Here is a 19,018-nt window from a genome sequence, read left to right as displayed (position 1 = left end):
ATGCGGGTCCGGGGATATGCGCCGCGCACCATGACCGGGCGCGACAGCCGCCGCAAGCAAGGAAGGCGATGCCCCCGAATGCGGGCGATCCGTCCCGTTTCCGCAGGGTCAGAGGGACACAGGGTCTTGCCTGACGCGCCCGGCTGGGACAACCTGCCGTCACAACGCATCGGCCGATCGGCGCCTCGCGCGCCGGAAATGGCCGGGCTGACAGGGAGAACGACATGAAGATGAAGACATGGCTCGCCGCCGGCGCCGCCACCCTCGCGCTCGCGGGCGCCGCCCAGGCGCAGAACCTCGTCTATTGCTCGGAAGGCAGCCCCGAGGGCTTCGACCCGGCGCTCTACACCTCCGGCACCACCTTCGACGCCTCGTCGCACACGGTCTACAACCAGCTCGTGGAGTTCAAGACCGGCACCACCGAGGTGGTTCCCGGCCTCGCCGAGAGCTGGGAGGTCTCCGAGGACGGCACCGAGATCACCTTCACGCTGCGCCAGGGCGTGCCGTTCCACTCGAACGACCGGTTCACGCCGTCGCGCGACTTCAACGCCGATGACGTGCTGTTCACCTTCGAGCGCCAGGGCAACGAGGACCACCCGTTCCACATGGCCTCGGGCGGCACCTGGGAATATTACCAGGGCATGTCGATGCCCGACCTGATCGAGAGCATCGAGAAGGTCGACGACTACACCGTCAAGTTCAAGCTGACCCGCCCCGAGGCGCCCTTCATCGCCAACCTCGCGATGGATTTCGCCTCGATCCTCTCGGCCGAATACGCCGACGCCGTGGCCGACAGCCCCGAGATGCTGAACCAGCAGCCGATCGGCACCGGCCCGTTCGAGTTCGTGGCCTACCAGAAGGACGCGGTGATCCGCTTCGAGCGCTTCGACGACTACTGGGGCGAGCCCGCCAAGGTCGAGAACCTGATCTTCGCGATCACGCCGGATGCCTCCGTGCGCTACCAGAAGCTGCAGGCGGGCGAATGCCACGTCATGCCCTACCCGAACCCCGCCGACATTTCCGCGATGAAGGAAAACGCGGATATCGAGGTGATGGAGCAGGAAGGCCTGAACGTCGGCTACCTCGCCTACAACACCAAGCAGGCGCCGTTCGACCAGCCCGAGGTCCGCAAGGCGCTCAACATGGCGATCGACAAGCAGGCGATCCTCGACGTGGTGTTTCAGGGCTCGGGCGAGGTCGCCAAGAACCCGATCCCGCCGACCATGTGGTCCTACAACGACGCGGTCGAGGATGACGCCTACGATCCCGAGGCCGCCAAGGCGATGCTCGAAGAGGCCGGCGTTTCGGACCTGTCGATGAAGATCTGGGCGATGCCGGTGCAGCGCCCCTACAACCCCAACGCGCGGCGCATGGCCGAGCTGATCCAGGAAGACATGTCCGAGATCGGCGTCGACGTGGAGATCGTCTCCTACGAGTGGGGCGAGTATCTCGACCGCTCCAAGGACGAGGATCGCGACGGCGCGGTGCTTCTGGGCTGGACCGGCGACAACGGCGACCCGGACAACTTCCTCGCCGTGCTGCTGGGCTGTGACGGTGTCGGCGGCTCCAACCGCGCGCAGTGGTGCAACGAGGAGTTCGAGGCGCTGATCCAGGACGCCAAGACCAAGAGCTCGCAAGAGGAGCGCACCGCGCTCTACGAGCAGGCGCAGCAGGTCTTCAAGGAGCAGGCGCCCTGGGCCACCATCGCCCATTCGGTCGTCGCCATGCCGATGCGCTCCGAGGTCGAAGGCTATGTCGTCCACCCGCTGGGCGGCCACATCTTCGACAACGTCTCGATCGCCGAGTAATCCGCGCGGGATCGACAACAGGGTCCGGGGCCGTGAAGGCCCCGGACCCTTCGCGTATCCGGCCCGCGCCGCTTGACCGAGGCGTCAGCCCGGGCGCAGTCTGAAACAGACCCCGCGTCAGGGATCACGAAAACTCGACAGATCCTTGATACGCGTGATATGCGCCGCGCTTCATGGGCCGGCCCGAACGGGGCCGCCGCCGTCCGAGACCCCGATTGCCAAGCAACAGGAGACCCGTACCGGCATGGTCATCCTCCCATTCACCGGCCCCGCCGCCTCCGCGCGCCCGGGCCAAAGCAAGGCGGGCCGCTAGATGCTGCGCTACATGCTGTCGCGCTTCGCGACCTTTTTGCCGACCTTCATCGGCGTGACCCTCATTTCCTTTGCCTTCATCCGCGTGCTGCCGGGCGATCCGATCATCGTCATGGCGGGCGAACGCGGCATGACGCAGGAGCGCTATGACGAGCTGGTCACCCAGTTCGGCTTCGACCGCCCAATCCTGTCGCAATACTGGGACTACCTGACCGGCGTGCTGCAGGGCGATCTGGGCAACAGCTACGTCACCAAGCGCCCGGTCTGGGACGAATTCTTCGCGCTGTTCCCGGCGACGCTCGAGCTGTCGATCTGCGCGATGATCTTCGCCGTGGCGCTGGGCCTGCCGGCGGGCGTGATCGCGGCGATGAACCGCGGCAAGTTCTTCGACCGGACGCTGATGTCCACGGCGCTGGTCGGCTACTCGATGCCGATCTTCTGGTGGGCGCTGCTGCTGATCATCGTGTTCTCGGGCAATCTCGGCTGGACGCCGGTCTCGGGCCGGATCGACCTTCTGTATTATTTCCCCGACACCACCGGCTTCATGCTGATCGACAGCCTGCTGTCGGGGCAGGACGGCGCCTTCACCTCCGCCGTGCGGCACCTGATCCTGCCGACCATCGTTCTGGGCACCATCCCGCTCGCGGTGATCGCGCGCCAGACCCGTTCGGCCATGCTCGAGGTGCTGGGCGAGGACTACATCCGCACCGCCCGCGCCAAGGGCCTGCCGCCGGGCCGGATCAACGGCATGCACGCGCTGCGCAACGCGCTGATCCCGGTGATCACCGTGATCGGTCTGTCGGTCGGCACGCTGCTCGCGGGCGCGATCCTGACCGAGACCATCTTCAGCTGGCCGGGCATCGGCAAGTGGATGGTCGATAGCATCTTCCGCCGCGACTACCCGGTCGTGCAGGGCGGTCTGCTGCTGATCGCCGTGATGGTGATGGTGGTGAACCTGACCGTCGACCTGCTCTACGGCCTCATCAATCCCAAGATCAGGAAACGCTGATGGACCACGCACTTTCCAAAGAGGTGGAAACCCAGGTCGAGAAGCGCCCCGGTCGCCTCGCCGAGTTCTGGTTCTATTTCCGCGAGAACCGCGGCGCCGTGTTCGGTTTTTACGTCTTCGTCGTCTTCGTGATCATCGCCGCCACCGCGCCGTGGATCGCGCCGCACGACCCGACCCAGCAGTTCCGCGAGTTCACCCTTCTGCCCCCCGTCTGGCAGGAGGGCGGCAGCTGGACCTTTCCGCTGGGCACCGACCCTCTGGGTCGGGACATGCTGTCGCGGCTTCTGAACGGCGCGCGCTATTCGTTCTTCGTCGGCATCGTCGTGGTGGTGGTCGCCGCCTCCGGCGGCATCCTTCTGGGCCTTCTGGCGGGCTTTTCGCCGAAATGGCTCGACGCGCTGATCATGCGGCTGATGGACATCATCCTCGCCTTCCCGTCGCTGCTCTTGGCGCTGGTGCTGGTGGCGATCCTCGGCCCGTCGCTGACCAACGCGATGATCGCCATCGCGATCGTGCTGCAGCCGCATTACGTGCGCCTCACCCGCGCCAGCGTCATCGGCGAGATGGGCAAGGATTACGTCACCTCGGCCCGCGTCGCGGGCGCCGGGCTGTGGCGGCTGATGTTCGTCACCGTGCTGCCCAACTGCCTCGCGCCGATCATCGTGCAGGCGGCGCTGTCGTTTTCGACCGCGATCCTCGACGCCGCCGCCCTGGGCTTTCTGGGCATGGGCGCGCAGCCGCCGACCCCCGAATGGGGCACCATGCTGGCCGAGGCGCGCGAATTCATCCTGCGCGCGTGGTGGGTCGTCACCCTGCCCGGCCTCGCGATCCTGATCACCGTTCTGGCCATCAACCTGATGGGCGACGGCCTGCGCGACGCGCTCGACCCGAAACTGAAGCGGAGCTGATCTCATGAGCCTTCTGAGACTGCGCAACCTCAGCGTCGAATTCGCGACCACCGGCGGCCGCTTCCGCGCCGTCGACCAGGTCGATCTCGACGTGGACAAGGGCGACGTGCTCGCCATCGTCGGCGAAAGCGGATCGGGCAAATCGGTGTCGATGCTGGCGCTGATGGGGCTTTTGCCCTGGACCGCCAAGGTGACGGCGGACGAGATGGTCTTCGACGGGCACGACCTGTCGAAGATGTCGGCCCGCGCCCGCCGCAAGATCGTCGGCAAGGATCTGGCGATGATCTTCCAGGAGCCGATGTCCTCGCTCAACCCCTGCTTCACCGTGGGCTTCCAGATCCGCGAGGCGCTGCGCATCCATCTCGGCATGGACCGCCGCGCGGCGCAGGCCCGCGCCGTGGAGCTGTTCGAGCTGGTCGGCATCCCCGATCCCGAGCAGCGGCTGAAAGCCTTTCCGCACCAGATGTCGGGCGGCATGAACCAGCGGGTGATGATCGCCATGGCGATCTCCTGCAACCCCAAGCTTTTGATCGCCGACGAGCCGACCACCGCGCTCGACGTGACGATCCAGGCGCAGATCCTCGACCTGCTGGTCCGCTTGCGCGACGAGACCGGCATGGGACTGGTGCTGATCACCCACGACATGGGCGTGGTGGCCGAGACGGCGCAGCGGGTCTCGGTGCATTACGCGGGCCAGAAGGTGGAGGAACAGCCGGTGCGCCCGCTGTTCCGCGCGCCGCACCACCCCTATACCTCGGCGCTTCTGGCGGCCCTGCCCGAGCGGGCCACCGACAAGCGGCTGCCGACCATTCCCGGCGTGGTGCCCGGCCAGTTCGACCGGCCCAAGGGGTGCCTGTTCTCGCCGCGCTGCCAGTTCGCGGATGATCACTGCCGCGAAGTGCCGCCCACGCCGCGCGGGGCCGATCTCGGGCTCGCGCGCTGCCACTACCCGCTCAACACCGATGAAAGGCTCGCCTCGTGAGTGCCGTGACCACAGACGCCCCGACCGCCAAGACCGGCCCCGTCGTCACCGCCCGCGGCCTCACCCGCCACTACGAGGTGGGCGGCGGGCTGTTCTCCAAGCCCCGCACCGTGCGCGCGCTGTCGGATCTCGATTTCGAGCTGACGCCGGGCCGCACGCTGGCGGTGGTGGGTGAATCGGGCTGCGGCAAATCCACCCTCGCCCGCGTCGTGACGCTGATCGAGGAGCCGACCCGCGGCGATCTGTCGATCTCGGGCACCAATGCCACGCCGGATGCGTGGAAGGGGCTGCGCTCCAAGGTGCAGATCGTGTTCCAGGACCCCTACGGCTCGCTCAACCCGCGCCAGCGGATCGGCCAGATCCTGATGGAGCCGCTGCTCATCAACCGCCCCCAGATGCCGGCGTCCGAGCGCGAGGAAAAGGCACGCGAGATGCTGCGCCTCGTGGGTCTGCGGCCCGAGCATTTCGACCGCTACCCGCACATGTTCTCGGGCGGGCAGCGCCAGCGCATCGCCATCGGCCGGGCGCTGATGCTGGAGCCCGAGGTGCTGGTGCTCGACGAGCCGGTCTCGGCGCTCGACGTGTCGATCCAGTCCTCGGTGCTGAACCTGCTGATCGACCTGCAGGAAAAGATGCAGCTGGCCTATCTTTTCATCAGCCACGATCTGTCGGTGGTGCGCCACGTCGCCGACGAGGTGAAGGTGATGTATCTGGGCCGGGCGGTCGAGACGGGCCCGAAGGACATGATCTTCGACAACCCGCAGCACCCCTACACCAAGGCGCTTCTCTCGGCGACGCCGCGCGCCGACCCCGAGGCCGCCAAGGAGCGGATCAAGCTCGAGGGCGAGCTGCCCTCGCCGCTGGCGGTGCCGCAGGGCTGCGCCTTCGCGCCGCGCTGCTGGAAGGCGCAAGACAAGTGCCGCAAGACGCGCCCCCTGCTCGACGGGGCCGTGCAGAAATCGGCCTGCTTCTTTCCCGAGGGCGACGGCGTACCTTCGGCGGATGCGCCCGAAAGCTGAAACCGGCGGAGGCTTTGCGCCTGTCGCCGGACGCCGCCCTTCGGGGCGGCGTTTTTCGTTCAGCGGAGGCCGAGAGGATCGAGCGCCGCCGCGACGCGGTCGAGATCGCGCCCTTGAAGCGGCAGGATCGGGCGGGGCGGCTGCGCCTGCGTCAGCCCCATGAGATTGGCCGCCGCATGGACCACCCGCAGGCTGCCGAATTCCCTGAACAACGCCCAAAGCGGGCCAAGCGCCGCGTCGATCCGCGCGGTTTCGGCGCTCTGCCCGTCCTGCGCCGCGCGGGTGAGCTTCAGCGCCGTTTCGGGCAGCATCCCGCCCAGGACGCTGAACCACGCATCCGCGCCCGCAAGCAGCGCCTTGGCGCAGCCCCAGTCACCGCTGTAGCCGATCGAGAAACCCTCTGGCAGCGCGCCGCGCAGGCGGGCCAGATCCTCTGTCAGACCGCCCTCGCCCGGCAGCGGCATCTTCACGGCTCTGATGCCGGGCAGATCGGCGAGCCGCCGCAGCAGCGGCAGGGAAAAGGTGAAATGCGTGGTGCCGGGGTTGTTGTAGATGCACAGCGGCAGATCGGTCGCGGCGGCGACGGCGCGAAAATGCTCGAACACCTCGCCCTCGGTCAGCGGCGTATAGGAGATGGGCGCCAGAAGCAGCCCGTCGGCCCCTTTCCGCTTTGCGTCCCGCGCCAGCGCGACGGCGTCATCGGTGCGCAGCGTGCCGACGCCCGCGATCAGCGGCACCCGCCCCGCCACGGCCTCCACGGCGGCGGCAACCGCGCGCCCGCGTTCCGCCTGCGACAGATAGGCATAGCTGCCGGTGCTGCCCAGAAGGCCGATGGAATCGACCCCGGCCACGCAGAGCCGGTCCAGCAGGCGCGAGAGCACATAGGTGTCGATGCGGCCAGCCTCGTCCGCCGGGGTGATCGGAAAGGCCGAGAGGCCGGTGAAAATCGTCATGCTCGAAGGTCCCCCGCCAGATCTGTCGGGGCGACCTTCCTCGCAATTTCCAGGCGAAACAAGCCCCGCCCGTCAGGCCCCGAGATAGGCCTCTCGGATGCGCGGATCGGCGATCAGCTCCGACGCTGCGCCCGAGAGCGTGATCTCGCCCTGCTCCATGACATAGCCGCGATCGGCGATCGACAGCGCGGCATAGGCGTTCTGCTCGACCATCAGCAGCGTGACGCCGCGATCGCGCAGCGATTTCACGACCGCAAGAACCTGGTCCACCAGCACCGGCGCGAGGCCCATCGACGGCTCGTCGAGCAGCATGAGCTTGGGCCGCCCCATGATGGCGCGGCCGATGGCGAGCATCTGCTGCTGCCCGCCCGAGAGCCCGCCCGCGGGCAGCGCCGCCTTGTCGCGCAGGATCGGGAAAAGGCCATAGACCTCCTCCAGATCCGCGCCGAGATCGTCGGTCCGGTGATAGCCGCCGAGCCGCAGGTTCTCGGCCACGCTCAGATCGCCGAAGATCTGCCGCCCCTCGGGCGAATGCGCGATGCCCAAGCCCGCGCGCGCGTGATCGGGGCGCCGGGTGAGATCCTCGCCCGCGAGCCGGATCGCGCCCGCCTTCACCGGCTGCACGCCCGAGATGCAGCGCATCAGCGTGGTCTTGCCCGCGCCGTTGGCGCCGACGAGCGAGACGATCTCGCCCTCGTTGACGATGAGGTCGACCCCGTGCAGCACCTCGATCGGGCCATAGGCGGTGCGCAGGCCCTCGATGGACAATAGCGGATCATGCATGGGCGGCGGCCTCGGCTTCGGCGGCGCCATGGGCGCCGAGATAGGCGGCGATGACGTGGGGGTTCTGGCGGATCTCTTCGGGGCCGCCTTCGGCGATCTTGCGGCCCTGGTCGAGCACGACGATATGCGACGAGATGCGCATGACCATGCGCATGTCGTGTTCGATCAGCACCACGGTCTTTCCTTCGGCGGCGATGGCATGAATGAGGTCGTCGACCTCGCGGGTCTCGACCGCGTTGCAGCCCGCCGCCGGTTCGTCGAGCAGCAGGATGGTGCAGCCGGTGACGAGCGCGCGGGCGATCTCGAGCCGCTTGAGCTGACCATAGGACATTTCCGAGGCCGGGCGGTGCGCCAGCTCGGCCAGCCCCGCGCGCGCCAAGGCCGCCATGGCGCTGGCGCGGCTTTTCTGCGTCTCGCGCCGTGCCGAGCCAAGGCCCAGCAGGTCGGCCAGCAGGTTCGATTTCTCCTGCATGTGGCAGCCGGTCATGACGTTGTCGAGCGCGGACATCTGCGGAAAGACCTGCAGGTTCTGGAAGGTGCGCGCCATGCCGCGGCGTGCCAGCGCGTGGGCCGGCAGGCCGGTCACGTCCTGCCCGTCGATGCGCACGCGGCCCGCGCTGGCGGTATAAACGCCCGAGACGAGGTTGAAGAGCGTCGTCTTGCCCGCGCCGTTGGGGCCGATGATCGATGTCACCTCGCCGGGCTTGGCGGTGAAGCTCACATCATCCACCGCCTTGATGCCGCCGAAGGCGATGCCGATGCCGTCGATCTCGAGGCTCATGATTTCCTCCGGTTCCACAGGTCGGCGATGAAGGGCACGAGGCCGCGGCGCATCGCGATCATGGTGACGACCATGATGCCGCCCAGCACCATGTGCTCGTAATCGGCGAAGACGGTGAGCACCTGCGGCAGCGCGGTGAGGATCAGCGCGCCCACGAGCGCGCCGAACACCGATGTCGCGCCGCCCAGCACCGCCATGGTGACCATTTCGACCGAATGCATGAAACCGCCGGTCTCCGGCGTGATGTAGCCGTTGGCCAATGCCAAGAGCGCGCCCGCCACGGCGGCGTAGATGGCCGAGATCACGAAGGCGCGCGACTTGGCCCTTGCCACGTCGACGCCGAGCGAGCGCGCGGCGACGTCGCTGTCGTGGATCGCGCGCAGCGCCCGCCCCGAGGGACTCCTTGCGAGGTTCACGGCGATCGCCGCGCCGGTGGCGGCGGCAAAACCCGCGACCCAGTACCACGCCTCGGCGGATTTGAGCTTCAGCCCCACCAGCTTGAACAGGTTGCGCGCATTCATCCCCGACACGACCATGCCGTCAGGCCCGCCGGTGAGCCACGCCTCCTTGGACAGCACCATCCAGATCAGCATGCCCAAGCCCAGCGTCGCGATGGCGAGGTAATAGCCCGAGAGCTTCAGGATCGGCCGCCCGACGATGAGCGCCAGCCCCCCCGCCATCCCCACGCCCGCGAGCATCGCCAGCGGCGAGGGGATGCCATAGCTGGGCAGGATCGCGGTGGCATAGGCGCCGATGGCGAAGAACCCCGCATGGCCGAGACTGACGAGGCCGACATAGCCCAGCAGCACGACGATGCCGGTGACGGCAAGCGTGTTGATCCACACGAGCGTGCCGACCCGGTAGAAGTAGCTCGATGGAAAGATGAGCGCGCCCAGGCCCACCAGCACGGCAAAGATCAGGAAGGTGCGCAGCCCCGGCCCGATGCGCGGCCGTCTTGCTTCACCATTCTTCAAATACGCATGGCGCCCGGTGTCGGCCGGCGCGGCATCGGTGGTCGTCCCCTGCCCCGCCATCACACCCGCTCCGTGATGCGCGCGCCGAACAGGCCCTGGGGTCGCAAAAACAGCACCAGGAGGATGACGACGAAGGCGGAGGCGTCCTTGTAGTCCGACGAGATGTAGCCCGCCGTCATCGCCTCGATCAGCCCGATCAGCAGCCCGCCCGCCAGCGCACCCAGCGGCGAGCCGACGCCGCCCAGCATGGTGGCCGAAAAGCCCTTGAGCGCCATCAGAACGCCGACATCGTAGCTGGTGAAGGTGACCGGCGTCGCCAGCACGCCCGCCAGCGCGCCGATGGCGGCCGAAAGCGCGAAGGACAGGTTCATTGCCCGCCCGGTGTTGATGCCGACCAGCGCCGCGGCCATGCGGTTCGAAGCCGTGGCCTTGATGCCCCGCCCGGCCCGCGTGCGGTTCAGGAACCACGCGAGAAAGGCAAAGACCGCGATGCTGCCGCCGATGATCCACAGGCTCTGCGGCAGGATGGTGGCCCCCCCGACGCGCAGGGGCGCGTCGCCGGAGAAGCCGTCATAGCGATGGATCTGCTTGTCGAAGACCGCCTGCATGGCGCCGCGCAGGAAGATGCTGGCGCCGATCGTGATGATGATCAGCGAGACCAGAGGCGCCTCGCGCGCGGGCCTGATCGCGGCGCGGTAAAGCGCGACGCCCACCAGCATGCCCGCGACCACCGCCAGGGGTGCTGCGATCCAGACCGGCACGCCCGCGCCGATCAGCGCCGCCGCCGTCATGCCGCCGATCACCACGAACTCGCCCTGGGCAAAGTTCACCACGCCCGAGGCGTTGTAGATCAGCGTGAAGCCGAGGGCGATGGCCGCGTAGATCGCGCCCACCGTGAGCCCCGAGACGAGAAATTGCAGAAGCTCCGACAAGATGCGTCCCTTTTACTGTTCGACCGGCGTCCAGCCGCCATCCTCGATCTCGAGGATGCGGAAGGCCGAAAGGTCGAGGCCCATGTGGTCCTCGGGCGAGAAGGAATAGACGCCGGTGACGCCCGCATGCCCCTCGGTCGCCTCGAGCGCATCGCGGATCTCGACCGGATCGGTCGATCCGGCCCGCTCGATTGCGTCGACCAGCAGGTGGAACGCGTCATAGGCATAGCCGCCGAAGGTCGAGGGCTTTTCGCCGTAGGCTTCCTCGTAGGCGGCGATGTAGTCCTGCACCGGCTGGCGCTGCACGTCGTCCTCGGCGAGCTGATCGGGGATCAAGAGCGGCGTGGCGGGCAGGCGCACGCCGTTGGCCGAGTCACCGGCGAGCTTGATGAACTCGTCCGAGGCGACGCCGTGGCTTTGGTAGAACGGCAGGTCGAGACCGAGCTGGGCGTAGTTGCGGGTGACCACCGCCGGGCCCTGTCCGAAGCCGGGGTTCACGATCGCCTCGATCCCGTCGGTGGCGGCGATGTTGGTGAGCTGCGGGGTCATGTCGCTGTCGGAGCCGCCATAGCTTTCATCGGCGACGATCTCGACGCCGGAGGCCTCGGCCACCGACAGGCATTGTTCGCGCATGGAGGCGCCGAAGCCGCCGGTGCCCGAGATCAGCCCGACCCTGGAGAGCCCGCGCGACGTGATGTCGGCAAAGATCTTCTCGCAGGCCATGCGGTCGGTATGCGGCGTCTTGAAGACGAATTCCTGCACCGGGTCGATGATGACCACCGCGCCCGCGAGGCTGATGAAGGGGATCTCGTAATCGGCGAAAAGCGGCGCCATCGCCATGGTCGCCCCGGTGGAGGAGCCGCCGATCACCGCGACCACCTCGTCCTCCTCGATGAGACGGGTCGCGAAGGTGCGCGCCTTGTTGGGGTCGGCGCCGTCGTCATAGACGATCAGCTCGACTTCCTCGCCGTTGATGCCGCCCGATGCGTTCAGCTCCTCGACCAGCATCTCCAGCGTCTTTGCCTCGGGGTCGCCCAGAAAGGCGGCGGGGCCGGTGATGGCGAGCGAGGCGCCGATCCTGATCTCGGCCAGGGCGGGGGCGCCCGCCAGCAGGGCCAGCGCCGAGATGCCGGCGGCAACGGCTTGTCTTGTCATGTCATTCCTCCCTTTCGTCACATCCGGCAAAGCATTTTCGGCATTCCGTGACGCTTTATTCATTGACCAGCCGCGTCCCCCATGCAACACATTTTTTCCGAAGAAACCTCGTTTCCGTGCCCCTTTGAGGAGAAGGCCCGGCGCGAAACCGGGGCCTGCACGACCTGTGGGAGGGACCATGACCGAGCCTGTTCTGCTCGAAGACCTGACGGATGGCGTGCTGCGCCTGACGCTGAACCGGCCCGAGCGGCTGAACGCCTTCACCCCCGACCTGCACGCGGCCCTGCGCGCGGCGATCGGTCGGGCGGCCAAGGATGACGCGGTGCGTGCGGTGCTGCTCACCGGTGCGGAGCGCGGGTTTTGCGCCGGGCAGGATCTGGGTCAGCGGCACCCCGACGCCGAAGGCGGCGCGCCCGATCTCGGCGAGACGATCGGCAATCTGTGGAACCCGTTGGTGCGCGCGATCCGGGCGCTGCCGAAACCGGTGATCTGCGCGGTCAACGGCGTGGCGGCGGGCGCGGGCGCGAACCTCGCCATCGCCTGCGACATCGTTCTGGCGGGCGAAAGCGCGCGCTTCATCCAATCCTTTGCCAAGCTCGGCCTCGTGCCGGATTCGGGCGGCACCTGGACCCTGACCCGGGCGCTGGGCGAGGCGCGGGCCAAGGCGCTGGCGCTGACCGGCGCCCCCCTGCCCGCCTCCCAGGCCGCCGAATGGGGGCTGATCTGGCGCGCGGTGCCGGATGCGGCACTGATGGAGGAGGCCAGCGCGCTGGCCGCGTCGATGGCCAAGGGGCCGACCCATGGTTACGGGCTGACCAAGCAGGCGATCCAGGCCGCCGGCGGTCAGGATCTCGACGCGAGCCTCGACCTCGAACGCGACCTGCAACGCCAGGCGGGGTTTTCGCCCGATTACGCCGAGGGCGTGCGCGCCTTCACCGAAAAGCGGGAGCCGGTCTTCACCGGGCGCGCGCAATGAGCGGCGCGGTGGAAACGGTGCTCACCCCGCAGGCGCAGGCCGAAAAGCGCACGCAGGAAATGTGGGACGAGGACACCGCCAGCAAGGCGATGGGGATGGAGCTCGTGGAGGTCGGCCCCGGCACCGCCGTGATGCGGATGCGCGTGCGCGAGGACATGGTGAACGGCCATGGCACGCTGCATGGCGGGCTGACCTTCGCCTTTGCCGACAGCGTCTTTGCCTTCGCGGCCAACAGCTATGATTACAGGGCCGTCGGCGTGCAATGCGACATCACCTACCACGCGCCGGGGCGTCTGGGCGACGTGCTGACCGGCACCGGACGGGAGGTGACGCGGGCCGGGCGGTCGGGGCTCTACGACGTGGCGGTGCACCGCGAGGACGGCACGCTGATCGCCAGCTTTCGCGGCAATTCGCGCGTGGTGACACCGCGCGCCAAGTGAACAGATGCGGCGCCTCGGGAGGGCGCCAGAGGGAGGACGACATGCTCACCAGACCCACCGGGGCGCGCGCGCCCCTCGATCCGATCGAGACCGCCTCGCGCGACGAGATCGCGGCGCTGCAGCTGAAACGAATGAAGCAGACCTTGCAGCGCGCCTATGAGGGCTCGCCCTTCTACCGCGCGAAATTCGACGCGGCGGGCGTCCACCCCGACGACCTGCACAGCCTGTCGGACCTGAAGAAATTCCCCTTCACCGTGAAGCAGGATCTGCGCGACAACTATCCCTTCGGCATGTTCGCCGTGCCGCAAAGCCAGATCGCGCGGCTGCACGCCTCCTCGGGCACCACCGGCAAGCCGACCGTGGTGGCCTATACGCAAAACGACATCGACACATGGGCCGACGTGATGGCCCGGTCGATCCGCGCCGCGGGCGGCGCGCCGGGCGACATCTGCCACGTCGCCTATGGCTACGGCCTGTTCACCGGCGGCCTTGGCGCCCATTACGGGGCCGAGCGTCTGGGCTGCACCGTGGTCCCGGTCTCGGGCGGCATGACCGAGCGGCAGATCACCCTGATCGAGGATTTCAAGCCCTCGATCATCATGGTCACGCCCTCCTACATGCTGTCGATCCTCGACGCCTACCGCGCCGCCGGGCTCGACCCGCGCGAAAGCTCGCTCAGGACCGGCATCTTCGGCGCCGAGCCCTGGACCAACGCGATGCGCGAGGAGATCGAGCAGGCCTTCGACATGGACGCGGTCGACATCTTCGGCCTGTCTGAGGTGATGGGACCGGGCGTGGCGCAGGAATGCGTCGAGACCAAGGACGGGCTGCATATCTGGGAAGATCACTTCTACCCGGAGATCATCGACCCCGAGACCGGCGAGCCGGTCGAGGACGGACAGGAAGGCGAGCTGGTCTTCACCTCGCTCACCAAGGAGGCCTTCCCGATCATCCGCTACCGCACCCGCGACCTGACGCGGCTGCTTCCGGGCACCGCGCGATCGATGCGGCGGATGGAGAAGGTGACGGGGCGCAGCGACGACATGATCATCCTGCGCGGCGTCAACGTCTTCCCGACCCAGATCGAGGAGCAGATCCTGAAATGCGCGGGCCTCGCCCCGCATTACCAGATCCACCTGTCGCGCAAGGGCCGGATGGACGAGATGTGCATCCATTGCGAGTGCAAGGTCGATGGCGACGAGGCCGGGGCGCAGGCCGCCGCGCGCGAGCTGATCGGCCATGTGAAAAGCGTGGTCGGCGTGTCGTGCAAGGTCGAGATCCAGCCCTGCGGCACGATCCAGCGCTCAGAGGGCAAGGCGAAACGCGTCGTCGACGCGCGGCCCAAAGGCTGAATTGTGCCCGCCCTGCGCGCGCCTTACACAAGTGCGCGCGCACAACCCGGAGCCGACATGTCGCCTGACGCCCTCGACCACGCCCTCGCCGCCCACCCGGTCAGCGCCGGCGCCTTCATCGTCACGCTTTATGGCGACGTGGTGGCGCCGCGCGGCGGCGAGATCTGGATGGGCAACATCATCACCGCCTGCGCCGCCGTCGGCCTGAGCGAAAGCCGGGTGCGCACCGCCGTCTCGCGGCTCGTCGCCGCCGAACGGATCGAAGGCGTGAAGGACGGGCGGCGCAGCTTCTACCGGCTCACCCCGTCGGCGGAAAAGGAGTTCCAGCGCGCCGCCCGGCTGATCTATCGCCGCCCGCGCGCCGCCCCGCTCAGGGGCTGGCACCTCGTGGCGCTGCCGCAGGGGCCGGGGCGCGAGGCGCTGGTGGCGCGGCTGACGCGGCTGCGCTTCGGCATGGCCGAGCCCTATCTCGCGATCCTGCCCGACCGGGGCGATCCCCTGCCCCCGCTGGGCGCGCCGCATTTTTGCGCCACCACCGAGGATGATCTCACGGAGATGGCCCGCGCCGCTTGGCCGCTCGACGCGCTGGCCGAACGGATGGCGCGCTTCATGCAAGGTTTCGCGCCGCTCGAAGACGTGTCCTGCAGCCCCGAAGAGGCGCTCGGGCTGCGGCTTTTGCTGGTGCATGTCTACCGCGACATCGCGCTGTCGGACCCCGCCTTGCCGCTGGGTCTCTTGCCCGAGGGCTGGCAGGGCCCGGCGGTGCGCGCGCTTTTCGCGCGGCTCTACCTGCACCTGACCCCCGGCGCCGATGCCGCCGTGGCGCGCGATTTCGTCGATCGCGACGGCCCGCTCAGGGCCGACCCGACCCGCATCGCGCGGCGCATCGCGGATCTCTCCTACGACTGAAACGGCATGGCGGTTCCGCCATGCGGAACCATGACGCAATACATCACACATGACAGATCTTGTGACTTGAAATGTGCCACTTCACATGTCACATATTTTGCAACGCACAGCGATTCCCGTGAGGGGATTTTGCCAGCCGCAGGAGATCCGACATGTACGCACAGCTCGTCGAGACCGGCGCCGCCGAGGCTTCGGAAAAGGACCGTGAGTTCCAGGAGAAGATCGACCGCGGCGTGCGGATCGAGGCGAATGACTGGATGCCCGAGGGCTATCGCAAGACGCTGATCCGCCAGATCAGCCAGCACGCCCATTCCGAAATCGTCGGCCAGCTGCCCGAAGGCAACTGGATCACCCGCGCGCCGAGCCTTCAGCGCAAGGCGATCCTTCTGGCCAAGGTGCAGGACGAGGCCGGGCACGGGCTCTATCTCTACTGCGCCGCCGAGACGCTCGGCATCAGCCGCGACGAGATGACCGCGCAGCTTCTGTCGGGCAAGGCCAAGTATTCCTCGATCTTCAACTACCCGACCCTGACATGGGCCGACATGGGCGCCGTGGGCTGGCTCGTGGATGGCGCGGCGATCATGAACCAGGTGCCGCTGCAGCGCTGCTCCTATGGCCCCTATAGCCGCGCGATGATCCGCGTGTGCAAGGAAGAGAGCTTTCACCAGCGGCAGGGCTTCGACATCATGCGCCAGCTCTGCGAGGGCACCGAGGAGCAAAAGGCGATGGCGCAGGACGCGCTCAATCGCTGGTGGTGGCCGTCGCTGATGATGTTCGGCCCCTCCGACAAGGATTCGGTGCATTCCGAACAATCGATGCGCTGGGGCATCAAGCAGAACACCAATGACGAGCTTCGGCAGAAATTCGTCGACCAGACCGTGCCGCAGGCCGAATGGCTCGGCCTGACCGTGCCGGACCCCGACCTGAAATGGAACGAGGAGACGGGCGGCTACGATTTCGGCGAGCCCGACTGGTCCGAGTTCTTCGAGGTCATCAAGGGCAACGGCCCGTGCAACCGCGACCGTCTCGCGGCCCGCAACAAGGCCTGGGACGACGGCGCGTGGTTTCGCGACGGGCTGACCGCCCATGCCGAGAAACAGATCCAACACATCGCGGCGGAGTGAACGAGATGAGCAAGGAATGGCCCCTGTGGGAGATCTTCATTCGCGGCCAGCACGGGCTGTCGCACCGGCATGTCGGAAGCCTGCACGCGCCCGACAGCGAGATGGCGCTCAAGAACGCGCGTGACGTCTATACCCGCCGCAACGAGGGCGTGAGCATCTGGGTGGTCGAATCCAACAAGATCGCGGCCTTCGATCCCGACACCGCCGAGCACAACTTCGCCGCGCCGAAATCCAAGGTCTATCGCCACCCGACCTTCTTCGAGATCCCCGACGACGTGGGAGCGATGTGATGGAGCCGCTCGTCACCTTCTGCCTGCGCATGGGCGACACGACGCTGATCCTCGGCCAGCAGACAGCGGCGTGGTGCGGCCATGCGCCGGTGCTCGAAGAGGACATCGCCTTTGCGAACATGGGGCTCGACCTGATCGGCCAGACCCAGCTCTGGTACGAGATCGCGGCCCAGACCGAGGGAAAGGGCCGCACGCCCGACGATCTCGCCTTCTTCCGCACCGAGCGGCAGTTTCTCAACGCGCAGCTGGTCGAGCGGCCCAACACCGATTTCGCCCACGCGCTGATGCGGCAATATCTGTTCGACGCGTGGCACCTGCCGATGCAGGAGGCGCTGTGCGACAGCGGCCATGAGGCGATCCGCGACCTCGCGCAGAAATCGGTCAAGGAGGTGCGCTACCACATCGACCGCTCGCGCGACCTGATCGTACGGCTGGGCGACGGCTCCGACGAAAGCCGCGCCAAGATGCAGGCCGCGCTCGACGCGCTCTGGCCCTATGCCGCCGACCTCATGGCGACCGACGAGGTCGAGGCGGCGCTGGCCGATCAGGGCGTACTGCCGGGGCTCGATCGGGTGCGCCGCGCGTTCGACGCCGAAACCGCCGCCACGCTCGACCGCGCGACGCTCACCATCCCCGAAAACGGCCATGCCCGCACCGGCGGCCGCACCGGCATCCACACCGAAACGATGGGTTACATCCTCGCCGAGATGCAGTCGGTGCCGCGCACCTTCCCCGACGCCCGCTGGTGATCGCGATGCGGCCCGACACCGACACCGTGCGCGACTGGCTGGGCGAGGTGCCCGACCCCGAGATCCCGGCGATCTCGGTGGTCGATCTCGGCATCGTCCGCGACGTGGCTTGGGAGAACGACACGCTGGTCGTCGACGTCACGCCGACCTATGCGGGCTGCCCCGCCACGCTGGTGATCGCGCTCGACATCGAGACGGCGCTGCGCGAACGCGGCATCGACAAGATCGACGTGCGCCGCAAGATGTCGCCCGCATGGTCGACCGACTGGATCAGTGCCGAGGGGCGGCAGAAGCTGCTCGATTACGGCATCGCCCCGCCGCAGCTGAATGCGGCCAACTGCGCGGGCATGCTCTCGGCCCAGACCGCCGCCTGCCCGCAATGCGGCTCGGAAAACACCGAAGCCATCGCGGCGCGCGGCTCCACCCCCTGCAAGGCGCAATTCCGGTGCCGCGACTGCCGCGAGCCCTTCGACTATTTCAAGGCGATCTGATGCAAGAGTTCTACCCGCTGACCGTCACCGGCATCGACCACGACACGCGCGACGCGGTCGTCGTCTCTCTCGCCCCCGCCAAGGGCGATTGCGAGACATTCCGCTTTCGCCCCGGCCAGTACCTCACCTTCCGCCGCGACTTCGATGGCGAGGAGCTGCGCCGCTCCTACTCGATCTGCGCCACCCCCGAAGAGGGGCTTCGCGTCGGCATCAAGAAGGTCGATGGCGGGGCGTTCTCCAGCTTTGCCAAGCACGAGCTGAAGGTCGGCGACACGCTCGACGCACTGCCGCCGCAGGGCCGCTTCCACGCCCCCGAGGAGGCGGGCGAGAAGCACTACCTCGGCTTCGCCGCCGGATCGGGCATCACCCCCGTCCTGTCGATCGCCAAGAGCATCCTGCAAGGCTCGCGGCAGGCCCGCTTCACGCTGGTTTACGGCAACCGGCAGCTGTCGTCGGTGATGTTCAAGTCCGAGCTGGGCGACCTCAAGGACCGCTATCTCGACCGGCTGAACGTCGTGCATGTCTTCTCGGGCGAAGCGCAGGAGATCGAGCTGTTCTCGGGCCGGATCGACGCCGAGAAATGCCACGCGCTGTTCGGCCCATGGGTCAGCCCGAAGGCCGAGATGGCCTTCATCTGCGGCCCCGAGGCGATGATGAAGGACGTGGCGGGCGCGCTCGAAGAGGCGGGCATGCCCAAGGAAAAGATCAAGTTCGAACTGTTCGGCGCCGCCCAGCCGGGCCGCGCCAAGATGCGCGAAGCGGCGCAGGCCGCGCGCGACAGCGGCGACATGGTCCGCGCCACCGTGATCCTCGACGGCGTGTCGCGCAGCTTCACCATGCCGCGCAGCGGCCAATCGGTGCTGGATGCCGCGCGCGAACACGACATCGACGCGCCCTTCTCCTGCAAGGCCGGGGTCTGCTCGACCTGCATCGGCCGGGTAAAATCGGGCGAGGTCGAGATGATGCAGAACTACGCTCTCGAGGACAACGAGGTGGCCGACGGGCTGGTGCTGACCTGCCAGTGCCTGCCGCTCTCGGACGAGATCGTCATCGAATACGAAGGACACTGAG

General features: G+C 67.7%; 20 protein-coding genes. 14 read left to right on the top strand and 6 right to left on the bottom strand.

Features of this window, described 5'->3' with window-relative positions:
- Positions 1–224 precede the first annotated feature (224 nt).
- The 5 genes from LOKHON_RS05605 (at position 225) to LOKHON_RS05585 (ending at position 6,038) form a co-directional block, all read left to right on the top strand.
- Entirely contained in the window at positions 225–1,808 is a 1,584-nt protein-coding gene (locus tag LOKHON_RS05605) for an ABC transporter substrate-binding protein (RefSeq protein WP_017928279.1), read from the top strand.
- Between the two features lie 313 nt (positions 1,809–2,121).
- Positions 2,122–3,129, top strand: coding sequence for an ABC transporter permease subunit (locus LOKHON_RS05600; RefSeq protein ID WP_017928278.1), 1,008 nt, complete (start codon positions 2,122–2,124; stop codon positions 3,127–3,129).
- Positions 3,129–4,037, top strand: coding sequence for an ABC transporter permease subunit (locus LOKHON_RS05595; protein WP_017928277.1), 909 nt, complete (start codon positions 3,129–3,131; stop codon positions 4,035–4,037). Before LOKHON_RS05600 ends, LOKHON_RS05595 begins: the two co-directional genes overlap by 1 nt.
- 4 nt (positions 4,038–4,041) lie before the next feature.
- Positions 4,042–5,019 (top strand): ABC transporter ATP-binding protein, encoded by a 978-nt coding sequence (locus LOKHON_RS05590; protein WP_017928276.1) that lies wholly within the window; start codon positions 4,042–4,044, stop codon positions 5,017–5,019.
- Positions 5,016–6,038 (top strand): ABC transporter ATP-binding protein, encoded by a 1,023-nt coding sequence (locus LOKHON_RS05585; RefSeq protein ID WP_017928275.1) that lies wholly within the window; start codon positions 5,016–5,018, stop codon positions 6,036–6,038. The genes LOKHON_RS05590 and LOKHON_RS05585 overlap by 4 nt, the downstream gene beginning before the upstream one ends.
- A gap of 59 nt (positions 6,039–6,097) precedes the next feature.
- Here the strand turns inward: LOKHON_RS05585 and LOKHON_RS05580 are convergent, their stop codons facing one another.
- From LOKHON_RS05580 to LOKHON_RS05555, 6 genes are all read right to left on the bottom strand, one after another.
- Positions 6,098–6,991, bottom strand: coding sequence for a dihydrodipicolinate synthase family protein (locus LOKHON_RS05580; RefSeq protein ID WP_017928274.1), 894 nt, complete (start codon positions 6,989–6,991; stop codon positions 6,098–6,100).
- A 72-nt stretch (positions 6,992–7,063) separates the two neighbouring features.
- Positions 7,064–7,774 (bottom strand): ABC transporter ATP-binding protein, encoded by a 711-nt coding sequence (locus LOKHON_RS05575; protein WP_033315511.1) that lies wholly within the window; start codon positions 7,772–7,774, stop codon positions 7,064–7,066.
- Positions 7,767–8,555: an ABC transporter ATP-binding protein gene (locus LOKHON_RS05570; protein ID WP_017928272.1), complete on the bottom strand. Its 789-nt coding sequence runs from the start codon at positions 8,553–8,555 to the stop codon at positions 7,767–7,769. The genes LOKHON_RS05575 and LOKHON_RS05570 overlap by 8 nt, the downstream gene beginning before the upstream one ends.
- The gene (locus tag LOKHON_RS05565) at positions 8,552–9,589 is read right to left on the bottom strand and encodes a branched-chain amino acid ABC transporter permease (RefSeq protein WP_017928271.1); all 1,038 of its coding nucleotides are present in this window, start codon (positions 9,587–9,589) and stop codon (positions 8,552–8,554) included. Before LOKHON_RS05565 ends, LOKHON_RS05570 begins: the two co-directional genes overlap by 4 nt.
- On the bottom strand, positions 9,589–10,461 hold the full coding sequence (locus tag LOKHON_RS05560; RefSeq protein WP_017928270.1) for a branched-chain amino acid ABC transporter permease: 873 nt from the start codon (positions 10,459–10,461) through the stop codon (positions 9,589–9,591). The genes LOKHON_RS05565 and LOKHON_RS05560 overlap by 1 nt, the downstream gene beginning before the upstream one ends.
- Positions 10,462–10,473: 12 nt before the next feature.
- On the bottom strand, positions 10,474–11,616 hold the full coding sequence (locus LOKHON_RS05555; protein WP_017928269.1) for an ABC transporter substrate-binding protein: 1,143 nt from the start codon (positions 11,614–11,616) through the stop codon (positions 10,474–10,476).
- Positions 11,617–11,794: 178 nt separating this feature from the next.
- On the opposite strand from LOKHON_RS05555, the gene paaG reads away from it, so the two are divergent.
- From paaG to LOKHON_RS05510, 9 genes are all read left to right on the top strand, one after another.
- Entirely contained in the window at positions 11,795–12,592 is a 798-nt protein-coding gene (paaG, locus tag LOKHON_RS05550; RefSeq protein ID WP_017928268.1) for a 2-(1,2-epoxy-1,2-dihydrophenyl)acetyl-CoA isomerase PaaG, read from the top strand.
- Positions 12,589–13,032: a hydroxyphenylacetyl-CoA thioesterase PaaI gene (paaI, locus tag LOKHON_RS05545; RefSeq protein WP_017928267.1), complete on the top strand. Its 444-nt coding sequence runs from the start codon at positions 12,589–12,591 to the stop codon at positions 13,030–13,032. The genes paaG and paaI overlap by 4 nt, the downstream gene beginning before the upstream one ends.
- 41 nt (positions 13,033–13,073) lie before the next feature.
- A complete protein-coding gene (gene paaK / locus LOKHON_RS05540) occupies positions 13,074–14,384 on the top strand; it encodes a phenylacetate--CoA ligase PaaK (protein ID WP_017928266.1) in 1,311 nt (436 codons plus the stop codon).
- Positions 14,385–14,441: 57 nt separating this feature from the next.
- Positions 14,442–15,293 (top strand): PaaX family transcriptional regulator, encoded by an 852-nt coding sequence (locus LOKHON_RS05535; RefSeq protein WP_017928265.1) that lies wholly within the window; start codon positions 14,442–14,444, stop codon positions 15,291–15,293.
- A 152-nt stretch (positions 15,294–15,445) separates the two neighbouring features.
- Positions 15,446–16,417, top strand: a complete 972-nt coding sequence (gene paaA, locus LOKHON_RS05530) for a 1,2-phenylacetyl-CoA epoxidase subunit PaaA (RefSeq protein WP_017928264.1) — start codon at positions 15,446–15,448, stop codon at positions 16,415–16,417.
- Positions 16,418–16,422: 5 nt separating this feature from the next.
- Positions 16,423–16,707, top strand: coding sequence for a 1,2-phenylacetyl-CoA epoxidase subunit PaaB (gene paaB, locus LOKHON_RS05525; RefSeq protein WP_026147450.1), 285 nt, complete (start codon positions 16,423–16,425; stop codon positions 16,705–16,707).
- On the top strand, positions 16,707–17,456 hold the full coding sequence (gene paaC / locus LOKHON_RS05520) for a 1,2-phenylacetyl-CoA epoxidase subunit PaaC (protein ID WP_017928262.1): 750 nt from the start codon (positions 16,707–16,709) through the stop codon (positions 17,454–17,456). The genes paaB and paaC overlap by 1 nt, the downstream gene beginning before the upstream one ends.
- Before the next feature lie 5 nt (positions 17,457–17,461).
- A complete protein-coding gene (paaD, locus tag LOKHON_RS05515) occupies positions 17,462–17,947 on the top strand; it encodes a 1,2-phenylacetyl-CoA epoxidase subunit PaaD (RefSeq protein WP_026147449.1) in 486 nt (161 codons plus the stop codon).
- Entirely contained in the window at positions 17,947–19,017 is a 1,071-nt protein-coding gene (locus tag LOKHON_RS05510; protein ID WP_017928260.1) for a 2Fe-2S iron-sulfur cluster-binding protein, read from the top strand. Before paaD ends, LOKHON_RS05510 begins: the two co-directional genes overlap by 1 nt.
- The last annotated feature ends 1 nt before the right edge of the window (position 19,018 follow it).

The organism is Limimaricola hongkongensis DSM 17492, from assembly GCF_000600975.2.
GTDB classification, from domain to species: domain Bacteria; phylum Pseudomonadota; class Alphaproteobacteria; order Rhodobacterales; family Rhodobacteraceae; genus Limimaricola; species Limimaricola hongkongensis.
The sequence above is the reverse complement of the archived record's forward strand: the minus strand, read 5'-3'. Positions and strand labels throughout refer to the sequence as shown.

What these genes read in the sequence shown, in the direction of transcription:
- LOKHON_RS05535 (WP_017928265.1), top strand. Translation starts at nt 14,442, where the DNA reads ATGTCGCCTGACGCCCTCGACCACGCCCTCGCCGCCCACCCGGTCAGC.
- LOKHON_RS05590 (WP_017928276.1), top strand. Translation starts at nt 4,042, where the DNA reads ATGAGCCTTCTGAGACTGCGCAACCTCAGCGTCGAATTCGCGACCACC.
- paaK (WP_017928266.1), top strand. Translation starts at nt 13,074, where the DNA reads ATGCTCACCAGACCCACCGGGGCGCGCGCGCCCCTCGATCCGATCGAG.
- LOKHON_RS05595 (WP_017928277.1), top strand. Translation starts at nt 3,129, where the DNA reads ATGGACCACGCACTTTCCAAAGAGGTGGAAACCCAGGTCGAGAAGCGC.
- paaG (WP_017928268.1), top strand. Translation starts at nt 11,795, where the DNA reads ATGACCGAGCCTGTTCTGCTCGAAGACCTGACGGATGGCGTGCTGCGC.
- paaI (WP_017928267.1), top strand. Translation starts at nt 12,589, where the DNA reads ATGAGCGGCGCGGTGGAAACGGTGCTCACCCCGCAGGCGCAGGCCGAA.
- LOKHON_RS05565 (WP_017928271.1), bottom strand. Translation starts at nt 9,589, where the DNA reads ATGGCGGGGCAGGGGACGACCACCGATGCCGCGCCGGCCGACACCGGG.
- LOKHON_RS05600 (WP_017928278.1), top strand. Translation starts at nt 2,122, where the DNA reads ATGCTGCGCTACATGCTGTCGCGCTTCGCGACCTTTTTGCCGACCTTC.
- LOKHON_RS05580 (WP_017928274.1), bottom strand. Translation starts at nt 6,991, where the DNA reads ATGACGATTTTCACCGGCCTCTCGGCCTTTCCGATCACCCCGGCGGAC.
- LOKHON_RS05575 (WP_033315511.1), bottom strand. Translation starts at nt 7,774, where the DNA reads ATGCATGATCCGCTATTGTCCATCGAGGGCCTGCGCACCGCCTATGGC.
- LOKHON_RS05555 (WP_017928269.1), bottom strand. Translation starts at nt 11,616, where the DNA reads ATGACAAGACAAGCCGTTGCCGCCGGCATCTCGGCGCTGGCCCTGCTG.
- LOKHON_RS05510 (WP_017928260.1), top strand. Translation starts at nt 17,947, where the DNA reads ATGCAAGAGTTCTACCCGCTGACCGTCACCGGCATCGACCACGACACG.
- paaC (WP_017928262.1), top strand. Translation starts at nt 16,707, where the DNA reads ATGGAGCCGCTCGTCACCTTCTGCCTGCGCATGGGCGACACGACGCTG.
- paaD (WP_026147449.1), top strand. Translation starts at nt 17,462, where the DNA reads ATGCGGCCCGACACCGACACCGTGCGCGACTGGCTGGGCGAGGTGCCC.
- paaA (WP_017928264.1), top strand. Translation starts at nt 15,446, where the DNA reads ATGTACGCACAGCTCGTCGAGACCGGCGCCGCCGAGGCTTCGGAAAAG.
- paaB (WP_026147450.1), top strand. Translation starts at nt 16,423, where the DNA reads ATGAGCAAGGAATGGCCCCTGTGGGAGATCTTCATTCGCGGCCAGCAC.
- LOKHON_RS05570 (WP_017928272.1), bottom strand. Translation starts at nt 8,555, where the DNA reads ATGAGCCTCGAGATCGACGGCATCGGCATCGCCTTCGGCGGCATCAAG.
- LOKHON_RS05605 (WP_017928279.1), top strand. Translation starts at nt 225, where the DNA reads ATGAAGATGAAGACATGGCTCGCCGCCGGCGCCGCCACCCTCGCGCTC.